General features: G+C 62.7%; 21 protein-coding genes, 1 other RNA gene and 1 pseudogene. 19 read left to right on the top strand and 4 right to left on the bottom strand.

Annotated features, from left to right (window positions below):
- Positions 1 to 255: a transfer-messenger RNA gene (gene ssrA, locus ABR948_RS16310) on the bottom strand; the annotation flags it as partial.
- A gap of 105 nt (positions 256 to 360) precedes the next feature.
- Between ssrA and ABR948_RS16305 the strand changes: the two genes are divergently transcribed.
- From ABR948_RS16305 to ABR948_RS16265, 9 genes are all read left to right on the top strand, one after another.
- Positions 361 to 963, top strand: coding sequence for a chromate transporter (locus ABR948_RS16305; RefSeq protein WP_428119642.1), 603 nt, complete (start codon positions 361 to 363; stop codon positions 961 to 963).
- A complete protein-coding gene (locus ABR948_RS16300; protein ID WP_428119640.1) occupies positions 960 to 1,496 on the top strand; it encodes a chromate transporter in 537 nt (178 codons plus the stop codon). Before ABR948_RS16305 ends, ABR948_RS16300 begins: the two co-directional genes overlap by 4 nt.
- Before the next feature lie 167 nt (positions 1,497 to 1,663).
- Positions 1,664 to 2,458, top strand: coding sequence for a thymidylate synthase (locus ABR948_RS16295; RefSeq protein WP_428119638.1), 795 nt, complete (start codon positions 1,664 to 1,666; stop codon positions 2,456 to 2,458).
- An 8-nt stretch (positions 2,459 to 2,466) separates the two neighbouring features.
- Positions 2,467 to 2,952 carry a GNAT family N-acetyltransferase gene (locus ABR948_RS16290; RefSeq protein ID WP_428119636.1) on the top strand — a complete coding sequence of 162 codons (486 nt, stop codon included), beginning with the start codon at positions 2,467 to 2,469 and terminating at the stop codon, positions 2,950 to 2,952.
- Entirely contained in the window at positions 2,952 to 3,464 is a 513-nt protein-coding gene (locus ABR948_RS16285) for a dihydrofolate reductase (protein WP_428119634.1), read from the top strand. The genes ABR948_RS16290 and ABR948_RS16285 overlap by 1 nt, the downstream gene beginning before the upstream one ends.
- Positions 3,465 to 3,622: 158 nt before the next feature.
- Entirely contained in the window at positions 3,623 to 4,771 is a 1,149-nt protein-coding gene (gene hflK / locus ABR948_RS16280; protein ID WP_428119632.1) for an FtsH protease activity modulator HflK, read from the top strand.
- Positions 4,768 to 5,676 carry a protease modulator HflC gene (hflC, locus tag ABR948_RS16275; protein ID WP_428119630.1) on the top strand — a complete coding sequence of 303 codons (909 nt, stop codon included), beginning with the start codon at positions 4,768 to 4,770 and terminating at the stop codon, positions 5,674 to 5,676. The genes hflK and hflC overlap by 4 nt, the downstream gene beginning before the upstream one ends.
- A 90-nt stretch (positions 5,677 to 5,766) precedes the next feature.
- On the top strand, positions 5,767 to 5,967 hold the full coding sequence (locus ABR948_RS16270) for a DUF2065 domain-containing protein (protein ID WP_428119628.1): 201 nt from the start codon (positions 5,767 to 5,769) through the stop codon (positions 5,965 to 5,967).
- Positions 5,968 to 6,237: 270 nt separating this feature from the next.
- The gene (locus ABR948_RS16265) at positions 6,238 to 7,758 is read left to right on the top strand and encodes a Do family serine endopeptidase (RefSeq protein WP_428119626.1); all 1,521 of its coding nucleotides are present in this window, start codon (positions 6,238 to 6,240) and stop codon (positions 7,756 to 7,758) included.
- A 219-nt stretch (positions 7,759 to 7,977) separates the two neighbouring features.
- On the opposite strand, the gene ABR948_RS16260 is transcribed toward ABR948_RS16265, so the two are convergent.
- On the bottom strand, positions 7,978 to 8,226 hold the full coding sequence (locus tag ABR948_RS16260; protein ID WP_428119624.1) for a DUF2442 domain-containing protein: 249 nt from the start codon (positions 8,224 to 8,226) through the stop codon (positions 7,978 to 7,980).
- On the bottom strand, positions 8,207 to 8,371 hold the full coding sequence (locus tag ABR948_RS16255) for a DUF4160 domain-containing protein (RefSeq protein WP_428119646.1): 165 nt from the start codon (positions 8,369 to 8,371) through the stop codon (positions 8,207 to 8,209). Before ABR948_RS16255 ends, ABR948_RS16260 begins: the two co-directional genes overlap by 20 nt.
- A gap of 487 nt (positions 8,372 to 8,858) precedes the next feature.
- On the opposite strand from ABR948_RS16255, the pseudogene ltrA reads away from it, so the two are divergent.
- Positions 8,859 to 9,875: pseudogene (gene ltrA, locus ABR948_RS16250) on the top strand (group II intron reverse transcriptase/maturase); the annotation flags it as partial.
- Positions 9,769 to 10,248 carry a group II intron maturase-specific domain-containing protein gene (locus ABR948_RS16245; protein ID WP_428119644.1) on the top strand — a complete coding sequence of 160 codons (480 nt, stop codon included), beginning with the start codon at positions 9,769 to 9,771 and terminating at the stop codon, positions 10,246 to 10,248. The pseudogene ltrA and the gene ABR948_RS16245, both read left to right, overlap by 107 nt.
- Positions 10,249 to 10,387: 139 nt before the next feature.
- Here ABR948_RS16245 and serB read toward each other — a convergent pair whose 3' ends face one another.
- A complete protein-coding gene (serB, locus tag ABR948_RS16240; protein WP_428119622.1) occupies positions 10,388 to 11,281 on the bottom strand; it encodes a phosphoserine phosphatase SerB in 894 nt (297 codons plus the stop codon).
- A 3-nt stretch (positions 11,282 to 11,284) separates the two neighbouring features.
- Here serB and miaA point away from each other — a divergent pair, with 3 nt between their 5' ends.
- The 8 genes from miaA to ABR948_RS16200 form a co-directional block, all read left to right on the top strand.
- A complete protein-coding gene (gene miaA, locus ABR948_RS16235; RefSeq protein WP_428119620.1) occupies positions 11,285 to 12,247 on the top strand; it encodes a tRNA (adenosine(37)-N6)-dimethylallyltransferase MiaA in 963 nt (320 codons plus the stop codon).
- Positions 12,248 to 12,671: 424 nt separating this feature from the next.
- Entirely contained in the window at positions 12,672 to 14,447 is a 1,776-nt protein-coding gene (locus ABR948_RS16230) for an acetolactate synthase 3 large subunit (protein ID WP_428119618.1), read from the top strand.
- A 15-nt stretch (positions 14,448 to 14,462) separates the two neighbouring features.
- Positions 14,463 to 15,452, top strand: coding sequence for a threonine dehydratase (locus tag ABR948_RS16225; RefSeq protein ID WP_428119616.1), 990 nt, complete (start codon positions 14,463 to 14,465; stop codon positions 15,450 to 15,452).
- A 20-nt stretch (positions 15,453 to 15,472) separates the two neighbouring features.
- Positions 15,473 to 16,015, top strand: a complete 543-nt coding sequence (gene ilvN, locus ABR948_RS16220) for an acetolactate synthase small subunit (RefSeq protein ID WP_213738858.1) — start codon at positions 15,473 to 15,475, stop codon at positions 16,013 to 16,015.
- A 3-nt stretch (positions 16,016 to 16,018) separates the two neighbouring features.
- Entirely contained in the window at positions 16,019 to 16,714 is a 696-nt protein-coding gene (locus ABR948_RS16215; protein ID WP_428119614.1) for a class I SAM-dependent methyltransferase, read from the top strand.
- A 113-nt stretch (positions 16,715 to 16,827) separates the two neighbouring features.
- The gene (locus ABR948_RS16210; protein ID WP_428119612.1) at positions 16,828 to 17,430 is read left to right on the top strand and encodes a LysE family translocator; all 603 of its coding nucleotides are present in this window, start codon (positions 16,828 to 16,830) and stop codon (positions 17,428 to 17,430) included.
- Between the two features lie 157 nt (positions 17,431 to 17,587).
- Positions 17,588 to 18,607, top strand: a complete 1,020-nt coding sequence (gene ilvC, locus ABR948_RS16205; protein ID WP_428119610.1) for a ketol-acid reductoisomerase — start codon at positions 17,588 to 17,590, stop codon at positions 18,605 to 18,607.
- A 318-nt stretch (positions 18,608 to 18,925) separates the two neighbouring features.
- Positions 18,926 to 19,233 (top strand): SDR family NAD(P)-dependent oxidoreductase (locus tag ABR948_RS16200; protein ID WP_428119609.1); only part of this gene is annotated, 308 nt, incomplete at its 3' end.

Below are 19,233 nucleotides of genomic sequence, written 5' to 3'. Positions count from 1 at the left end.
CCGGAGCATAGTTGTCGTTTGCAACTATTGCATAGCCCGATAACGGCGGAACCATACCGGGAAAAAACACGCCCTTTACGCCCTCGTCGATCCTGTTTCGCCCCCGCCGAAACCCGCGTTTTCGGGCGGCGGGCTTGGGTGGAGGCGCCGGGTGCTGCCCCCGGGTCCGAATGGTTTATTGCGACGGCAATTTATTTCCATAGCCGGCGAACCGGCACCCTCAATATAAGGCGCAAAAGTTGAGAAAAACAGACCTGCGACGGCATGGAACCGGTCGAGCAGCCTGGAAGCAGACCTTGGAATGTGGACGACGCGGAATAGCGGTTGGCCTTGCACGGCCGGCGTTCTAAATCTTGAGCCATGCCCCCGGATTCGCCGCCGGCTGCCGTTCCGGCGCCGGATATCCCCCTATCAGCTCCGCCCAGCCTGACCGCGTTGTTTGTCGCGTTCGCCAAAATGTCGCTGGCCGGTTTCGGCGGGGTGCTGGTGTGGGCGCGGCGCGGCATCGTCGATCAGCACAAGTGGATGACCGCGGAAGAGTTCAACGAGACCTTCGCGCTGTGCCATTTCCTGCCCGGCCCGAACATCGTCAATTTCACCATGGTGTTCGGATCGCGCTTTCGCGGCATTGCCGGCGGCATCGCGGCATTTTCGGGGCTGGTCGGGCCTCCGGTCGTGATCATGACCATCCTGGGGATGCTGTATCAGCGGTTCGGCGAGATCGAGATGTTGCGCCGTGTCCTGGCCGGCGTGGGCTGCGCCGCGGTCGGCCTTTTGATCGCGGTCGTCTTCCGGATGGCGATGCCGCTGATTAGAAAGCGCGATGTGGTTGGACTGGTTGTGCTGGCCGCGGTGTTCGTCGCGATCGGGCTGTTGCGGCTGCCGTTGCCGACGGTCCTGCTGGTGGCGATCCCGATCAGCATCGCCATCACCTTTTTCATGCGACGAAGAGGGACAGCATGAATTCAGATGCCAATCCGGTCTGGACGCTGGCCTGGACCTTCGGCGTGATGTCGCTGTTTGCGGTCGGCGGCGCCAATTCCGCATTGCCGGAAATGCACCGGGTCGCGGTCGACGTCCAGCACTGGCTGACCGACAAGCAATTCGCCGATGCGTTTGCGATATCGCAGCTGTCGCCGGGCCCGAATGTGCTGATCGTGACCCTGATCGGCTATTCCGTCGCCGGTGTCGCCGGCGCGCTGGTCGCGACCCTGGCGATGTGTCTTCCCACCGCCCTGATGGCCTATGGCGTGAGCCGCATTCTGACCAAGTCCAGCCACTCGCGATGGCCCGCCATTATCCAGTCGGCGCTGGTTCCATTGTCGATCGGGCTGATGGGCGCCAGCGGCTACATCCTGGCGCGGGCCTCCGATCACACCTGGGTCGCCGCTTTGGTCACGGTCGGCGCCGCGATCCTGGCTGCCTCGACCAAGCTTAATCCGTTCTGGATGCTGCTGGCCGGGGGCTGCCTGGGTTTTACCGGCCTGATCGGGTGATAGAAGGCCGGTTTCGGCCCCTGTCTGCCCTTGCCGTAGGCGGGCCGGATGCTCATTTTTTCGGGTATAAGCGATCCCGCCGGCCGAATCGCCGCTGTTGAACGGCGGGCCCGGACGTTAAAACCCGCCAGCCCGATCGGCTCGCCAAAGGCCCGCGACGTCACGCCATGAATCAGTATCACGACCTGCTCGAACGGATTCTCTCTGACGGCGCGGAAAAGCACGACCGCACCGGTACCGGCACGTTGTCGATTTTCGGCCATCAGATGCGCTTCAACCTCGGCGCCGGATTTCCGATGCTGACCACCAAGAAGCTGCCGCTGAAGTCGATCGTGCATGAGCTGTTGTGGTTCCTCAAGGGCGACACCAACATCGGCTATCTCAAGGCCAACGGCGTTTCGATCTGGGATGAATGGGCCGATGCCAATGGCGATCTCGGCCCGGTCTATGGATCGCAGTGGCGCTCCTGGCCGACCCCGGACGGGCGAAAGCTCGACCAGATTTCCAACGTGATCGACATGATCCGGCGCAATCCGGACTCACGGCGCCTGATCGTGAGCGCGTGGAATCCGGCCGACGTCGACAAGATGGCGCTGCCGCCGTGTCATTGCCTGTTCCAGTTCTATGTCGCCGGCGGCAGACTGTCCTGCCAGCTCTATCAGCGTTCGGCGGACGTGTTTCTCGGCGTGCCCTTCAATATCGCGTCCTATGCCTTGCTGACCATGATGGTGGCGCAGGTGACCGGCCTCAAGCCCGGCGACTTCGTTCACTCGCTCGGCGACGCCCATCTGTATTCGAACCATATCGAGCAGGCGCGGCTTCAACTGACGCGCCCGACGCGCCCGCTGCCGGTCATGAAGATCAATCCCGCCGTGAAGGATATCTTCGCGTTCCGCTATGAAGACTTCGTGCTCGAAGGCTACGACCCGCACCCCCATATCCGGGCCGAGGTCGCAGTGTGAGCGATTGAATGTCCCTCATCATCCGCCGCGCGCGCCCCGATGAAGCGGGGCTTGTCCTGTCGCTGGTTCGCGAACTCGCCGACTACGAGAAACTGCTCCACGAAGTCGAAGCCACCGAAGCGACGATCGGCGCAGCCTTGTTCGGCGATAATCCGCGGCTGTTCTGCGACATCGCAGAATGGAACGGTGAAGTGGCCGGCTTCGCGGTCTGGTTCATCAATTTTTCCACTTTCAGCGGCCGCTCCGGGATCTATCTGGAAGACCTGTTCGTGCGGCCCGCGCAGCGCGGCAACGGCATCGGCAAGGCGCTGCTGTCGCATCTGGCGAAACAATGCGTCGCGAACGGCTGGTCGCGGTTGCAATGGTCGGTGCTGGACTGGAACACGCCGTCGATTGAATTCTACAAATCGCTCGGTGCGCAATTGATGGAGGAGTGGACGGTGTGCCGCCTCGGCGGCCCGGCGCTGACGGCGCTAGCGCAGGGAACGCGCTGATGGAGATCGTCCTCATCGTCGCCGTCGCCGATAATGGCGTGATCGGTGCGTCTGGTGCTATTCCGTGGCGCCTGAAGACCGATATGCAACGCTTGAAGGCCATGACGCTCGGCAAGCCCATCGTGATGGGCCGCAAGACCTTTGTCTCGCTGCGCCGGCCGTTGCCGGGACGGACCAATATCGTCGTCACCCGCGACGCCCATTTTCGCAGCCCCGGCGCCATCGTGACGACCTCGTTGGCGGACGCCCGTGCGGTCGCGACCGGCGATGCACTGCGGCGTTTAGCCACTGAAATCGTGGTCATCGGCGGCGCCGAAATCTACGCGCAATGGATGCCATACGCCGACCGCCTGGAAGTCACCGAAGTCCACGCAAGGCCCGCGGGCGATACGTATTTCGCCGCCATCGATGCGGCGATGTGGGAAGAGGTGGCGCGGGTTCGGAATAAGGCCGGTTCGGACGACAGCGCCGACTTTTCCTTTGTCACATACCGCCGGCGAGGCTCGCATTAACCCCTTCAGTCAATGTTTACATTGACAAATACTGGCTCAAGCATAGCTCCTGCGAGCCAGAAGCTTGCGTTGTAAGGGCCGGGGCCGTCCCCTATAAAGCCTGCTTATATTGCGAGGCGGGGTATTTTGGCCCTTAAAGCCCGCGAAGGAGAGCGTCGATGCCGTGGAAGAATCAAGGCGGAGGCCCATGGGGCTCGGGTCCGAAAGGACCATGGGGCTCCGGCCCGCAGCCGGTGGGGCCGAGGCCGCCCGACCTTGAGGACCTTCTGCGCCGCGCCCAGGACCGGTTGCAGCAGTTGCTGCCGGGGGGGTATTTCAGCGGCATCGGCATCGCGATCGTGCTGCTCGCGGCGATCGCGATCTGGGCCATGTCCGGGTTTTATCGCGTCCAGTCCGAAGAACTCGGCGTGGTGCTCCGCTTCGGCAAATATGTCCGCGATGCGCAGCCCGGATTGAATTATCATCTGCCGTATCCGATTGAGAGCGTGCTGCTGCCGAAGGCGCTGCGGGTGTCGACGCTCTCGATCGGCATGACGCTGATCGACGATCCGGCGCGTCGCGGCCGGACCATGCGCGACGTGCCTGAAGAAAGCCTGATGCTGACCGGCGACGAGAACATCGTCGATGTCGATTTCACCGTGCTGTGGCGCATCAAGCCGAAAGGCGTCGCCGATTTTCTCTTCAACATCCAGAATCCCGAAGGCACCGTGAAAGCGGTGGCCGAAAGCGCGATGCGCGAGGTGGTCGGCAAATCCAACATCCAGCCGATCCTCACCGGAGCCCGCACCACCACGGAAGCCAGCGTTCAGGAGCTGATGCAGAAGACGCTCGACAGCTACGGTTCGGGCATCCTGGTGCAGCAGGTGCAGATGCAGAAGGTCGATCCGCCGGCGCAGGTGATCGACTCGTTCCGCGACGTGCAGGCGGCCCGCGCCGACCTCGAGCGCTTGCAGAACGAGGCCCAGACCTATGCCAACCGCGTCGTCCCCGATGCCAAGGGACGCGCCGCGCAGATCATCCAGGTCGCCGAGGGCTACAAGCAGCAGGCGGTCGCCGAGGCCAAGGGCCAGAGCGCGCGCTTCCTCAAGGTCTACGACGAATACAAGAAGGCGCCCGAGGTCACCCGGCAGCGCATCTATCTGGAGACCATGGAGCGCATTCTCGGCGGCTCCGAGAAGCTGGTCTATGACGGCGGGTCGTCCGGACAGGGCATCGTTCCCTATCTGCCCTTGAGTGAACTGACCGCGCGACGCCCGGTTCCGCCAACCACAGGCCAGCCGCAACCGCAGAGCGGAGCCACACGATGAGATCCCCGGTTACAGGTATTGTCACGCTGCTGTTGCTGTTTGTGCTCGTGATCATCGGCTACGGCTCGGTGTTCGCGGTAGCGCAGACCGAACAGGCATTGGTGGTGCGGCTCGGCAAGCCGGTCGACGTCGTCACTGAACCGGGCCTGCACTTCAAGGCACCGTTCATCGACACCGTGATCCCCGTCGACAAGCGGATCCTCGATTTGGAAAATCCGTCGCAGGAAGTCATTGCCTCCGATCAGAAGCGGCTGGTGGTCGACGCCTTCGCGCGCTATCGCATCAAGGACGCGCTGCAATTCTATCAGAGCGTCGGCTCGATCCAGGCCGCCAACATCCAGCTCACGACGCTTTTGAATGCGTCACTGCGCCGCGTGCTCGGCGAGGTCACCTTCATCCAGGTGGTGCGGGACGAGCGCGAAGCCCTGATGGGGCGGATTCGCGACCAGCTCGATCATGAGGCTGGCGGTTACGGCATCCAGGTGGTCGATGTGCGGATCCGGCGCGCCGATCTGCCCGAACAAAACAGCCAGGCGGTCTACCAGCGCATGCAGACCGAGCGGCAGCGCGAGGCCGCCGAATTCCGCGCGCAAGGCGGCCAGAAGGCGCAGGAGATCAGGTCCAATGCCGATCGCGAAGCGACCGTGATCGTCGCCGAAGCCAATTCGTCCGCCGAACAGGTGCGCGGCGAGGGCGATGGCGAACGCAACCGGTTGTTCGCCGAAGCCTATGGCAAGGATGCGGATTTCTTCGCGTTCTACCGTTCGATGACGGCCTATGAGAACGGGCTGAAGAGCGCTGATACAAGGTTCCTGCTGCGGCCGGATTCCGACTTCTTCAAGTTCTTCAGCAACTCCTCCGGCAAGGCGCCCGTGGCGGCGGCTGAACCGGCGGCCAAGCCGTAACGTACGGCGCGAATCAGAACAGGGGGCGAAGCGGAACTCGCTTGGCCTTCACCAAGCAAAAACAACAGTAAACAGGGAGGTTCCAGTCCGATGAGGTCCATAGCGTTCGCCGACTTCCTCATCGGTGTGGGAATTCTGTTTGTGCTTGAAGGCCTGCTGTTCGCGGCCAGCCCGGCCTGGATGCGCCGGGCGATGAAGAGCGCGCTGGCGACGCCCGACAACCTTCTGCGGGTGGTCGGCATCGGCTCGGCGGTCGCCGGTTTGATCCTGATATGGGTGGTCCGGCGCTGATCGTTTGTCATTCCGGGGCGGCGCGTGAGCGCCGAACCCGGAATCTCGAGATTCCCCGGCGTGCAAGGGCACATCTGAGGTTCGATGCTTCGCATCGCCCCGGAATGACAAATGGTAGGCGTTCCCGAAAAGGCTGCGGGATCAACGCCGTCGTGAGCGGCTGCGTCCGTTTTTCGCCGAAATGCTGGGCTCAAATGCTTGCGCCGTCACCCCGTTCGGGCGCACTGTGGACTTTAAATTCCGTCCCGTTTTCAAGAAGAGAGATCTGATATGACCGGTGCGACCCCAGCCTTGAGCCATCGCCTGCGCCCGTTAATGGCCGCGATCTGGTTCAGCGCCAGCATTGGCGCGATGAGCGTCCTGACGTCGGCGCCGGCGCTGGCGCGCGGCCCCGATGGCATCGCCGACGTTGCCGAGAAAGTGATCGACGCGGTGGTCAACATCTCGACCTCGCAGACCGTGGAAGCCAAGAACGGCCCCTCCGGTGAAGGCCGGGGCGCGATGCCGCAATTGCCGCCGGGCTCGCCGTTCGAGGAATTCTTCGACGACTTTTTCAAGAACCGCCGCGGCGGTCCGGGCGGCTCCAAGGGCGGCGATCTGCAGCCGCACAAGACCAACTCGCTCGGTTCCGGCTTCATCATCGACACCTCGGGTATCGTCGTGACCAACAATCACGTCATCGCCGATGCCGACGAGATCAACGTCATCATGAATGACGGCACCAAGATCAAGGCGGAACTGGTCGGCGTCGACAAGAAGACCGACCTTGCGGTGTTGAAGTTCAAGCCGCCGAAACCGCTGATCGCGGTACAGTTCGGCGATTCCGACAAGCTGCGTCTCGGCGAATGGGTGATCGCGATCGGCAATCCGTTCAGCCTCGGCGGCACGGTGACGGCCGGCATCGTCTCGGCGCGCAACCGCGACATCGCCTCGGGCCCCTATGACAACTACATCCAGACCGACGCCGCCATCAACCGCGGCAATTCCGGCGGCCCGCTGTTCAACCTCGACGGCGAAGTGATCGGCGTCAATACGCTGATCATCTCGCCGACCGGCGGCTCGATCGGCATCGGCTTTGCGGTGCCTTCGAAGACGGTGGCCAGCGTGGTCGATCAGCTCAGGCAGTTCGGCGAGCTGCGCCGCGGCTGGCTCGGCGTGCGCATCCAGCAGGTCACCGACGAGATCGCCGAAAGCCTCAACATCAAGCCCGCGCGCGGCGCCCTGATTGCCGGCGTCGACGACAAGGGCCCGGCGAAACCCGCCGGCATCGAGCCCGGTGATGTCGTGGTCAAATTCGACGGCAAGGACGTCAAGGAGCCGAAGGACCTCTCGCGTGTCGTCGCCGACACCGCCGTCGGCAAGGAAGTCGACGTCGTCGTCATCCGCAAGGGCCAGGAAGAAACCAAGAAGGTTACGCTCGGTCGCCTCGAAGACGGTGAAAAGGTGGTGCAGGCGTCGAACAAGACGCCGGAGCCGGTCGAGAAGCCGGTGACGCAAAAGGCGCTTGGTCTCGATCTTGCGACCTTGAGCAAGGACCTGCGCAGCCGCTACAAGATCAAGGACAGCGTCAAGGGCGTCATCATCACCAATGTCGATGGTGCCTCCGACGCCGCCGAGAAGCGGCTCAGCCCCGGCGAGGTGATCGTCGAGGTGGCGCAGGAGGCGGTCAGCAATGCCGCCGACGTCAAGAAGCGCATCGATCAGCTCAAGAAGGACGGCAAGAAATCCATCCTGCTTCTGGTGTCGAACGCCGAAGGCGAATTGCGGTTCGTGGCGCTGAGCGTGCAGTAGCGCGCTTTATAGGGATGCGTCACAGGAGCAGATGGGCACGCACAACAATATGAAATGTCGTCCCGGCCTAGTGCGCAATTGCGCACGGGCGCCGGGACCCATGGCCACAGGCGTTAGTAGCTAAAAGAGAAATCTGGCCTCAGCCATCTGGCATAACACCGTGCCGCCGCGGTGTATGGGTCCCCGCGTGCGTGGGGGGCGACATGACAGTACGCTGCCTCAGGTTGCCGGGCGGCCCTGTAACATCCCGGCAATCCCGAGGTCTTCGTCCAGATCAGGCCAATGAATCCCCATCGGCATCAGCTCGAAGCGCCCACGCGCGGCCAGCCCGGCATCCCGCAATCGCGGGTACCACGCGAGCGGCGTCGCAATCTTGCGGCCATCCGCCAGCGTCACCACGAGTTCGTCAGCGGTGAAGGCAACCGAGACCGGCCTGATATCGCCGACATCAATTTCCAAAGTGCTCATGCCATTTGCCTTCGAGGACATCGCGTTGCGATCTCAGATGGCGGATAATAGCGCCGATTTCATGGGCGGGAAATCCCGCATTCACCGCGACTGAGAGATCATGTAGCCAGAATTTGGCTTCGAAATCTCCGGACCTGACGTGAATATGCGGCGGCTCGCCGCGTTCGTTGTGTGCTGGGCATGCTCAGCAGCTTGGAGGTGAAAGTCCTCTGCCCAACCTGATGGAGGTGAAGGGCTAGCAAAGTGCAAGGGCTACCGCCGCGAGGCGGTGTCTGAAAGAAGCATCGAGCAAACGCGTGAGTCGATGGACAAAAACCGAATACAAGGCGCAAGCGTCGGACGAGCGGGCAACGTACCGCGAAGTCCATATCCATCAAAGATGCGAAGCGTAGATTCGGCGGCAGTGCGCGGAAGGCGGCTGAGATTACCCCAGGAGATCTGTCCCGTGTCGCTTCGGCGACTGAGAATGCCGCGAGGCATCCTGACCGCGGGGCAGAAGTCAGCAGAGGGCATATTAGGTTATGTCGTCGGCAAGGCTAGTGAGGCACTCCATGCCGAAAGGCGGAGTCAACAGATAGGCCGAGCCGGGAACGGTGACTGAAGGCCCGAACGAGAGGAGAGGCAAGTAGGACATGAATCTCGAGAGCGACAAGCGGCTGAACATCCAGTTGAGACTGGACTTCTCATCGGCGCCGACGGGTGAAGCCCGGCAGGCGTTGCGGGAAGACATCGAATCGCTCTCGGTGGGGCATGAACCCGAACGCCCAGCTAACACGAGTCGAATCATGGAGGAAATATGTGAACGAGCAAACTTGAAGGAAGCATTGCGGCAGGTGAGAAGCAACAAAGGCAGCGCGGGCGTCGACCGGATGACGGTCGATCAGCTTGGCGACTATCTGAAGCAGCACTGGCCGTCCATTCGGGAGCAATTGCTGAACGGAACCTACGAACCAAACCCGGTGAGACGGGTGGAAATCCCGAAGCCGGATGGAGGAGGGGTGCGAAAGCTTGGCATCCCAACCGTGCTGGATCGCTTTATCCAGCAAGCGGTGATGCAGGTTCTGCAAAGGCAATGGAATCCAACGTTCTCCCAATACAGCTATGGGTTCCGACCGCGTCGGTCGGCGCATCACGCCGTGGCTCAAGCGCAGCAATATATTGCGCAAGGCCGCGGATGGGTGATTGATCTCGATTTGGAAAAATTTTTCGATCGAGTCAATCATGACAAACTGATGAGCCAGATCGCCAAGCGCGTCGAGGACAAGCAGCTGTTAAAGGTCATCCGGGCATTTTTGAATGCCGGGGTGATGGAGAACGGACTGGTCAGCCCCAGCGTGGAAGGAACTCCGCAAGGAGGTCCTCTTTCGCCACTGCTAAGTAACCTCGTGCTCGACGAACTCGACCGCGAGTTGGAGCGCCGGGGACATCGCTTTGTTCGTTATGCGGACGACTGTAACATCTACGTTCGCAGCGAACGCGCGGGTCAGCGGGTGATGGAGAGCATCTCGCGCTTCATCACACAAAAGCTCAAGCTCAAGGTAAATGAGACCAAGAGTGCGGTGGCACGACCGCAGGAACGAAAGTTCCTCGGGTTCAGCTTTACGGCTGGTCCAGACATCAAGCGCACGATTGCGCCGAAATCGCTGGAACGGTTCAAGCAACGAATCCGGGACACCGCGAAGGGCCAAGGGCGTCAGCATCAAGACGACAATGGAAGAACTGGCCACCTATATGCGGGGCTGGCGCGGCTATTTCGGCTTCTGCGAAACGCCCGAGGTGCTGATAGCCCTCACTCGCTGGGTCCGACTGCGACTGCGGGCCGCTCTGTGGCGCCAATGGAAAACCCCACGGCGCCGCCGCGCGGCACTCATCGCAAATGGGGTCTCAGAGTGGGCTTCAAGGAACACGGCCGGCAGCGGCCGCGGTCCTTGGTATCTCGCCCGCAGCAGAGCTATCTCTACTGGGCTCTCAAATGCATACTTCAAATCGCTCGGCCTGCCATCCTTATTCCAATCGTGTTAGCGCAACCTCTCGAACCGCCGTGTACGGACCCGTACGCACGGTGGTGTGGGAGGGGCGGAGCTGCGAGGCTCCCCCCTATCCCGATCGAATAGAAGAACGCGCGATAGGGTCCCCAGCGCAGGACGGTCGGCATTGTGCCCTATCCCCCCACAAACTCCTCGCGCCGATACCCCTGCGCATAGAGCAATGCGGTAAGGTCGCCATAATCGATCCGGGCGGCCGCCACGGCGGCGACGGCGGGCTTGGCGTGGTAGGCGACGCCGAGGCCGGCGCTCTCGATCATGCCGAGATCGTTGGCGCCGTCGCCGACCACCAGCGTGTCGATGTTGTCGAGATCGAAGGATTCGCGCAGCTCGGTCAGGGTCGCGAGTTTCACGGCGCGGCCCAGGATCGGCTCAAGGACCTCGCCGGTGAGCTTGCCGTCCTCGACCATTAATTCATTGGCGCGGTTTTCCTGAAACCCGATCATGCCGGCCACGGCGTTCGTGAACAGCGAAAACCCCCCTGAAATGAGACAGGTCCAGGCGCCATGGGCGCGCATGGTCGCGACCAGTTCGCGGCCGCCCGGCGTCAGCTTGATGCGCTGCTTCAGGACCTCGTCGACCACGCTGACCGGCAGCCCCTTGAGCAGCGCGACGCGTTCGCGCAGCGCCGGCTCGAATTCGATTTCGCCGCGCATCGCGCGCTCAGTGATCCCGGCGACATGCGCCTTCAGGCCGGCATAGTCGGCGAGCTCGTCGATGCATTCCTGGCCGATCATGGTGGAATCCATGTCGGCCAGAAAAAGCTTCTTGCGCCGGAACGCCTGAGGCTGCACGACAATGTCGATCGGCAGGTCGCCGCGCGCCTCGCGCAGGCGGTGTTCGACGGCGCGGATATCCTCGCTGCCGGTGAAGGGGATGTCGACGGCGACTTCGTCGAACAACCATTGCGCGGGGCCGGGTGAGGGAAGAATGGCGCGCGCGCCGTCGATCACCGTGCTATCGAGCGCGGGGTCGGCGGGATTGCAGATCAGCGTGGCGACGAGAGACATGCCGTGAATTCGCAAGATGTGAGCTCTACTGCTGTGCTTATCGCAGGGCCGACCGCCAGCGGCAAGTCGGCGTTGGCGCTCGAGCTGGCGCAAGCAACCGGCGGTGTCATCGTCAATGCCGATTCCATGCAGGTGTATCGCGATCTGCGCGTCCTCACGGCGCGGCCGACGCACCAGGAGGAGGCGATGGTTCCGCATCGGCTCTACGGCCATGTCGACGCCGCGGTGAATTTCTCCGCCGGCGCCTGGGTCAGCGATGCCGCGATTGCGCTGGCGCAAGCCCGCGCGCAACATCGCCTGGCGATCTTTGCCGGCGGTTCCGGCCTCTATTTCAAGGCCCTGACGCGCGGTCTGTCGGCGGTGCCGCCGATCCCGCCTGAATTGCGCGAAAGCGTGCGGGCGCGGCTGGAACGCGACGGCGTCGAGGCACTGCATGCCGAGCTCGTGCGGCGCGATCCTGTTTCCGCGCAACGCCTCAAGCCACGCGATCGCACCCGGATCGCCCGCGCGCTGGAAGTTGTCGAAGCGACCGGCCGCTCGCTGACCGACTGGCATCGCGACGGGTTGCCGCCGCTGTTGCCGCCGGGCAGCTTCAGCGCGCTGTTTCTCGAGCCCGATCGCGATGCGCTTTATGCTGGGATCGATGCGCGTTTTGATGCGATGCTGACAGCCGGTGCGATGGAGGAAGTCGCGGCATTGGCGGCACGCCGGCTCGATCCGCTGCTGCCGGCGATGAAGGCCCATGGCGTGCCGGCGCTGATCCGCCATCTCAATGGCGAGATCACGCGCGACCAGGCGGCCGAGATCGGCCGCGCCGACACCCGCCATTACGCCAAGCGGCAGTTCACCTGGTTCCGGCATCAGCTGCCGGAGTTCGAATGGGTGAGGCGGGAGGCGGCGAGGGGGTGGCTGGAGGCACGACTTCGTAGCCCGGATGAGCGAAGCGACATCCGGGAAAGCAGATGAGGCCGCTCCCGGATTTCGCTTCGCTCATCCGGGCTACGGAATCTCGAGATTCCGGGTCTGCACTTCGCGCATCCCGGAATGACTGTAGAAAAACGCCCGGAACCCGGTTAGTCTGTCGAAATCGCCGGGAAAGCCGTCCTCCCTTGACTTCTGGGGTCGGGTGGCTATAACCGCGCAACCTTTGGGAAGTCCAGGCGGCCATATGCGTAATAAAATTACCAAGCTTCTTATTATCGTCGTACCCAGGCGCACCGCCGGGGATGGCTAGGGCCATCCAAAATCGGGCGGTGTGCAGGGGCCTCTTCGGGCCCCTTTTTATTTTCCAAAGGACCTAGCCGAGAAACTTACCAAGAAATCTACCAAGAAACCTGCTCAAGAAATCCAACTGACCAAGCCGCTGACAACAGCGCATCCGGAGCCAGCCATGAGCGACAAGAGCCACGATCCGAACCAGATGACCGGCGCAGCCATGATCGTGCGCGCGCTGATCGATCATGGCGTCCAGCACATCTTCGGCTATCCCGGCGGCGCGGTGCTTCCGATCTATGACGAGATCTTCCAGCAGGACCAGGTCGAGCACATCCTGGTACGCCACGAGCAGGGCGCCGGCCACGCCGCCGAAGGCTACGCGCGCTCTACCGGCAAGCCGGGCGTGGTGCTGGTGACTTCGGGGCCGGGCGCCACCAACATGGTGACGCCGCTGACCGACGCGCTGATGGATTCGATCCCGCTGGTGTGCATCACCGGGCAGGTGCCCACCCATTTGATCGGCAATGACGCGTTCCAGGAATGCGACACTGTCGGGATCACCCGGCCCTGCACCAAGCACAACTGGCTGGTGCGCGACGTCAACGATCTCGCCAAGGTGCTGCACGAGGCCTTCTATGTCGCGAGCACCGGACGTCCCGGTCCCGTGGTGGTCGATGTGCCAAAGGACGTGCAGTTCGCGGTCGGCACCTATCATCCGCCGCGCAAATCCGACGTGCATGTGTCGTATGCGCCCCGGGTCAAGGGCGACGCGGCGCAAATCCGCAAAGCCGTGGCCTTGCTGGCCTCGGCCAAGCGCCCGGTGATCTATTCCGGCGGCGGCGTCATCAATTCCGGTCCCGAAGCCTCCAAACTGCTGCGCGAGCTGGTCGAAGCCACCGGCTTTCCGATCACCTCGACGCTGATGGGGCTCGGCGCCTATCCGGCATCGGGCGCGAACTGGCTCGGCATGCTCGGAATGCACGGCACGTATGAAGCCAACATGGCGATGCATGATTGCGACGCCATGCTGTGCGTCGGCGCGCGCTTCGACGACCGCATCACCGGACGCACCGATGCGTTTTCGCCGGGCTCGAAGAAGATCCATATCGATATCGATCCCTCGTCGATCAACAAGAACATCCGCGTCGATATTCCGATCATCGGCGATGCCGCCAACGTGCTCGGCGATCTCCTGCAGGTGTTCAAGGCGGAGGCGAAGAAGCCCGATATCCGGCCGTGGTGGCAGGAGATCGCGAAATGGCGCGCGCGCAATTCGCTGGCCTACAAGAAGAACGGCGATGTTATCCTGCCGCAATTCGCGATCCAGAAACTGTTCGAGGCGACCAAAGGCCGCGATACCTACATCACCACCGAAGTCGGCCAGCACCAGATGTGGGCGGCGCAGTTCTTCGGCTTCGAGGAACCGCACCGCTGGATGACCTCGGGCGGTCTCGGCACCATGGGCTATGGCCTGCCGGCGGCGCTGGGCGTGCAGGTCGCCCATCCCGACAGCCTCGTGATCGATATCGCCGGCGACGCCTCGGTGCAGATGACGATGCAGGAGATGTCGACGGCGGTTCAATATGAATTGCCGATCAAGATCTTCATCCTGAACAACCAGTACATGGGCATGGTGCGGCAGTGGCAGCAGCTCCTGCACGGCAACCGGCTGTCGCATTCCTATTCCGAAGCGATGCCGGACTTCGTCAAGCTGGCCGAGGCCTATGGCGGCGTCGGCTTCCAGGTATTCAAGCCCGGCGATCTCGAAGGCGCCATCGCCGACATGATCAAGGTGAAGAGGCCGGTGCTGTTCGACTGCCGGGTGGCGAGCCTGGAGAACTGCTTTCCGATGATCCCCTCCGGCAAAGCCCACAACGAAATGCTGCTGCCCGCCGAGGCCAATGACGAAGCCACCGCCGCGGCCTTCGCTGGCGGTAAGGCGCTGGTGTGACCATGAGCAGCGCCGATGTTTGATCTCGACCAGTTGGAACGCGCCCACGCCATCGTTGGTGCGGCGGTGCCGCCGACGCCGGCGCATGCGTGGCCGCTGCTGGCCGAGAGGCTTGGCGCCACCGTGATCGTCAAGCACGAGAACCACACGCCGACCGGTGCCTTCAAGGTGCGCGGCGGACTTGTCTATCTTGAGCGCCTCAAGCGCGAGCGGCCGGGCACGGCCGGCATCATCTCGGCGACCACAGGCAATCACGGCCAGAGTCTTGCTTTTGCGGCGAGCCGTTACGGCGTTCCGGCCACGATCTACGTGCCCTTGGGCAATTCGGTCGAAAAGAACCGGGCGATGCGGGCCTTCGGCGCCAACCTCGTCGAGCATGGCTCGGATTTCCAGATTGCCCGCGAAGAGGCGGGGCGCCGCGCGATCCAGGACGGGCTCGAACTGGTGCCGTCCTTTCATTCCGATCTGGTGCTGGGGGTTGCGACATACGCGCTCGAACTGTTCAGGAAGGCCCGCGATCTCGATATTCTCTATGTGCCGATCGGGCAGGGCTCAGGTATCTCCGGCTGCATCCTGGCGCGCGACCTGCTCGGCTTGAAAACGGAAATCGTCGGCGTACAGTCGACCGAGGCGCCGTCCTACGCGCTGTCGTTCGCGGCCGGCACGGTGGTGCGGACAAACAGCAGCAACACGCGCGCCGACGGGATGGCGACCCGCGTTCCCGACGCGGATGCGCTGGATATCATCCGCAAGGGCGCTTCCCGCATCGTGCAGGTCACGGACACCGAGATCGCGGTGGCGATGCGCGCCTACTGGACCGATACCCATAATCTGACGGAAGGCGCCGGCGCTGCGGCGCTCGCCGCAGCGCTGCAGGAGAAGGCCAGGCTTCGCGGCAAGCGCGTCGGCCTCGTCATGAGTGGCGGCAATATCGATTTCGATTTGTTCAACCGATGGGTCGTTGCGGACAGCAACGCCCCGACCGACGCCAGGGCGCCGGCGTGAGCGCGAAGGGAACGAGTAACATGAACCAGCCCGCATCCGCCTACTTCATGGAAGAGCGCCGCGTTCCGACCGAGGCGCACACGCTTTCGGTACTGGTGCAGAACGAGCCCGGCGTGCTCGCCCGCGTGATCGGGTTGTTCTCCGGCCGTGGCTACAACATCGAGAGTCTCACCGTCTCCGAAACCGAGAACCAGAAACACGTCTCGCGCATCACCATCGTCACCACGGGAACGCCGATGGTGATCGAGCAGATCAAGCACCAGCTCGACCGCATGGTCCCGGTGTATCGCGTGGTCGACATGACGCTGTCCGGCCGCTCGATCGAGCGCGAACTGGCGATGGTGAAACTGCGCGGCACCGGCGAGCATCGCGTCGAGGCGCTGCGGCTCGCGGAGGCGTTCCGCGCCCGCGTCATCGACGCCACCACCGAAAGCTTCGTGTTCGAGATCACCGGCAACTCCGCCAAGATCAACCAGTTCATCGACCTGATGCGTCCGCTCGGCCTTGTCGAGGTGTCGCGCACCGGGGTCGCCGCGATCGGCCGCGGGGCCGAGGGGATGTGAACCATGCTGGCGCGCGACTGGTACTACAATGAACGGCGGCAGATCGGTCTCGATTCCGCGGTCGCCTCGATCTACGACCGCCATGACGACAGCGATCTGCGCGCCCGCGCGGCGCTGACCATGCTGGGGGTGCAGCGCGGCTGGCGGGTCGCCGATATCGGCTGCGGCAACGGCGTTTTGGCCTGCGAAGCCGCGCAGATGGGCGCCGAGGTCGACGCCATCGATATTTCACCGGCGATGCTGGCGCTCGCCGACATCCAGGCCAGGGATCGCAAGGTTGCGATCCGCACCCAGTCGGCCGGACTGCTGAGCTTTGCCTATAAGCCGAATTCGTATGACCTGATCGTCAGCGAATTCACGCTGCATCATCTGCCGGATTTCTGGAAGGCCGTGGCGCTGTCGCGGATCTTTGGTGCATTAAAACCCGGCGCGAATTTCTATCTGCGCGATATCGTGTTCGTCAGCACGCCTGATGGCACCGAGCGCGATGTCGATCAGTGGGCCGATTTCAGCATCAAGAATCACGATTTCGACCGCGACAGTGTCGTCACCCACATGCGCGACGAATATTCGACCTTCGGCTGGGTGATCGAGCGCATGCTGGTCGACGCCGGTTTCACGCTGATCTCGGTCGATTATCACGCGCCGCTGCACGGCACTTATTTGCTGCGCAAACCGAAACATGGCGAGCAGAGCTAGGGACGTCGATGAAGCCTGTCGATGTCTGTCTCGCCATCACGGTGGTCGCCGGCATCGCCATCATGCGGCTGTCGAAGCGGGTGCAAATCCTGCCTAGGATTGCTTGAGGGAACATGTCGCAGTCGCTGTTCGCAGCCTTTGTCGTTTTCGGCGCGGTCATGGCGTTCACGCCGGGACCCAACAACATCATGGTGCTGTCGTCAGGGCTGACTTACGGCTTCCGTCGCAGCCTCCCGCATATCGCGGGCATCGCGATCGGGGTTTCACTCATGGTCGCGTCCGTGGGTCTCGGCCTGGGCGCCATCTTCATCGCCTATCCGGTGCTGCAGACCATCCTGAAATATGTCGGCATCGCGTACCTGATCTATCTGGCCGTTATCATCGCAATGTCCGGGTCGGTTACGCCGGGGCAGGACAACCAGCGTGGTCCGATGACGTTCTGGGGCGCGGTGCTGTTCCAGTGGGTCAACGTCAAGGGCTGGGTGATGGCGATCGGCATCATTACCGCCTATTCCGCGGTTGCCAGCTTTCCGTGGAATATCGCCATACAGGCCGCGCTGATGTTCGTCATGGGAGCGTTGTCGTCATTGACCTGGACGCTGTTCGGCAGTTCGCTGCGCTCCTTTGTGACCTCGCCGACGGCGGTGCGGGTTTTCAACGTCCTGATGGCGGTGCTGCTGCTGGCCTCGCTCTATCCGGTCTTTATGGACGCATGATGCCGCGCTGCGCCATGCATAAACGGGTTTCCCCTGAGGTTAAAAATGGACTAGACAACGCCGGAAATTGCCAGCCGAACCAGTGTACCGGGCCGGCAGAACACCCAGAAAACAGCACGATCCGGGCACTCCGCCCGCCCAGCCAAGAGGAACGACCATGCGTGTTTATTACGATCGCGACGCCGACCTGAACCTGATCAAGGGCAAGAAGGTCTGCATCGTCGGCTACGGCAGCCAGGGCCATGCCCATGCGCTGAACCTGAAGGATTCCGGCGTCAAGGAAATCGCCATCGCGCTGCGCAAGGGATCGGCCTCCGCCAAGAAGGCGGAAGCCGCCGGCTTCAAGGTGATGGAAGTCGCCGAGGCCGCCAAGTGGGCCGACGTCATGATGATGCTGACCCCCGACGAATTGCAGGGCGACATCTACCGCGATCATCTGCACGCCAACATGAAGAACGGCGCGGCGCTGCTGTTCGCCCACGGCCTCAACGTGCATTTCAACCTGCTCGAGCCGCGCGCCGATCTCGACGTGCTGATGATCGCCCCCAAGGGTCCCGGCCACACCGTGCGCTCGGAATATCAGCGCGGCGGCGGCGTGCCCTGCCTGATCGCGATTCATAAGGATTCTTCGGGCAACGCCCACGATCTCGGGCTGAGCTACGCCTCCGCGATCGGCGGCGGCCGCGCCGGCATCATCGAGACCTCGTTCAAGGAAGAATGCGAGACCGATCTGTTCGGCGAACAGGTGGTTTTGTGCGGCGGCCTGGTCGAACTGATCAAGGGCGGCTTCGAGACGCTGGTCGAAGCCGGCTACGCGCCCGAGATGGCCTATTTCGAATGCCTGCACGAGGTGAAGCTGATCGTCGACCTGATCTATGAAGGCGGCATCGCCAATATGAACTATTCGATCTCCAACACCGCCGAATACGGCGAATACGTCACCGGCCCGCGCATCGTCACCGCCGAGACCAAGAAGGAAATGAAGCGGGTGCTCGACGACATACAGTCCGGCAAGTTCGCCCGCGACTGGATGCTGGAGAACAAGGTCAACCAGACCTCGTTCAAGGCCACCCGCGCCAAGCTCGCCGCCCATCCGATCGAGGACGTCGGCGCCAAGCTGCGCGACATGATGCCGTGGATCAAGAAGGGCGCTCTGGTGGACAAGACCAAGAACTGAGCTCACGAGCCTCATGGTGAGGCGCGCGTCTTCGTGCGTCTCGAACCATGGGCAGTCAACGAAATTTGCACCGTCATTGCGAGCGAAGCGAAGCAATCCAGCTTTTGCACAACGAAGAGTGGATTGCTTCGTCGCTTCGCTCCTCGCAATGACAATCCTAGACCTTCGGCCCGTTGACGGCATTTTCAGTCAGGCTCTCAGGATGAGGTTCCGGCAACGCGCCGCCATCACCGCCCGCCGGCCTTGCTTTCGTTTCCAGTCTACCTAACTCTCCCGGTGGAAGTGCGTGCAAAACGCGCTGCAAAGGGGAGCCATGCCATGCAATCCGTTGTCATTACCGGCGCGTCCACCGGGATCGGCTGGGCCGCGACAAAACTGTTGCTGAGCCGCGGCTTTCGCGTGTTCGGCAGTGTGCGCAAGCCAGCCGATGCCGACCGCCTCAAAGGCGAATTCGGCGCCAATTTCACGCCGCTATTATTCGACGTCACCGATGAGGCCGCGGTACTGGCGGCCGCGCGCGAGGTTCGCACGGCGCTGGCGGGTGAAACGCTCACCGGGCTGGTCAACAATGCCGGCATCGCGGTGGCGGGACCGGTGCTGGAGCTTTCGGCCGACAAATTCCGCCA

It is taken from the genome of Bradyrhizobium sp., from assembly GCF_050014615.1.
Lineage (GTDB): Bacteria > Pseudomonadota > Alphaproteobacteria > Rhizobiales > Xanthobacteraceae > Bradyrhizobium.
Note: the sequence above shows the minus strand (reverse complement) of the source record. Positions and strands in the feature narration are given on the sequence as shown.

Excerpts from the sequence above, each read along its gene's own strand:
- hflK (WP_428119632.1), top strand. The coding sequence starts at position 3,623 with ATGCCGTGGAAGAATCAAGGCGGAGGCCCATGGGGCTCGGGTCCGAAA.
- ABR948_RS16260 (WP_428119624.1), bottom strand. The coding sequence starts at position 8,226 with ATGAGCACTTTGGAAATTGATGTCGGCGATATCAGGCCGGTCTCGGTT.
- ilvN (WP_213738858.1), top strand. The coding sequence starts at position 15,473 with ATGAACCAGCCCGCATCCGCCTACTTCATGGAAGAGCGCCGCGTTCCG.
- ABR948_RS16300 (WP_428119640.1), top strand. The coding sequence starts at position 960 with ATGAATTCAGATGCCAATCCGGTCTGGACGCTGGCCTGGACCTTCGGC.
- hflC (WP_428119630.1), top strand. The coding sequence starts at position 4,768 with ATGAGATCCCCGGTTACAGGTATTGTCACGCTGCTGTTGCTGTTTGTG.
- ABR948_RS16225 (WP_428119616.1), top strand. The coding sequence starts at position 14,463 with ATGTTTGATCTCGACCAGTTGGAACGCGCCCACGCCATCGTTGGTGCG.
- ABR948_RS16265 (WP_428119626.1), top strand. The coding sequence starts at position 6,238 with ATGACCGGTGCGACCCCAGCCTTGAGCCATCGCCTGCGCCCGTTAATG.
- ABR948_RS16295 (WP_428119638.1), top strand. The coding sequence starts at position 1,664 with ATGAATCAGTATCACGACCTGCTCGAACGGATTCTCTCTGACGGCGCG.
- ABR948_RS16215 (WP_428119614.1), top strand. The coding sequence starts at position 16,019 with ATGCTGGCGCGCGACTGGTACTACAATGAACGGCGGCAGATCGGTCTC.
- serB (WP_428119622.1), bottom strand. The coding sequence starts at position 11,281 with ATGTCTCTCGTCGCCACGCTGATCTGCAATCCCGCCGACCCCGCGCTC.
- ilvC (WP_428119610.1), top strand. The coding sequence starts at position 17,588 with ATGCGTGTTTATTACGATCGCGACGCCGACCTGAACCTGATCAAGGGC.
- ABR948_RS16210 (WP_428119612.1), top strand. The coding sequence starts at position 16,828 with ATGTCGCAGTCGCTGTTCGCAGCCTTTGTCGTTTTCGGCGCGGTCATG.
- ABR948_RS16230 (WP_428119618.1), top strand. The coding sequence starts at position 12,672 with ATGAGCGACAAGAGCCACGATCCGAACCAGATGACCGGCGCAGCCATG.
- ABR948_RS16245 (WP_428119644.1), top strand. The coding sequence starts at position 9,769 with ATGAGACCAAGAGTGCGGTGGCACGACCGCAGGAACGAAAGTTCCTCG.
- ABR948_RS16305 (WP_428119642.1), top strand. The coding sequence starts at position 361 with ATGCCCCCGGATTCGCCGCCGGCTGCCGTTCCGGCGCCGGATATCCCC.
- ABR948_RS16285 (WP_428119634.1), top strand. The coding sequence starts at position 2,952 with ATGGAGATCGTCCTCATCGTCGCCGTCGCCGATAATGGCGTGATCGGT.
- ABR948_RS16270 (WP_428119628.1), top strand. The coding sequence starts at position 5,767 with ATGAGGTCCATAGCGTTCGCCGACTTCCTCATCGGTGTGGGAATTCTG.
- ABR948_RS16290 (WP_428119636.1), top strand. The coding sequence starts at position 2,467 with ATGTCCCTCATCATCCGCCGCGCGCGCCCCGATGAAGCGGGGCTTGTC.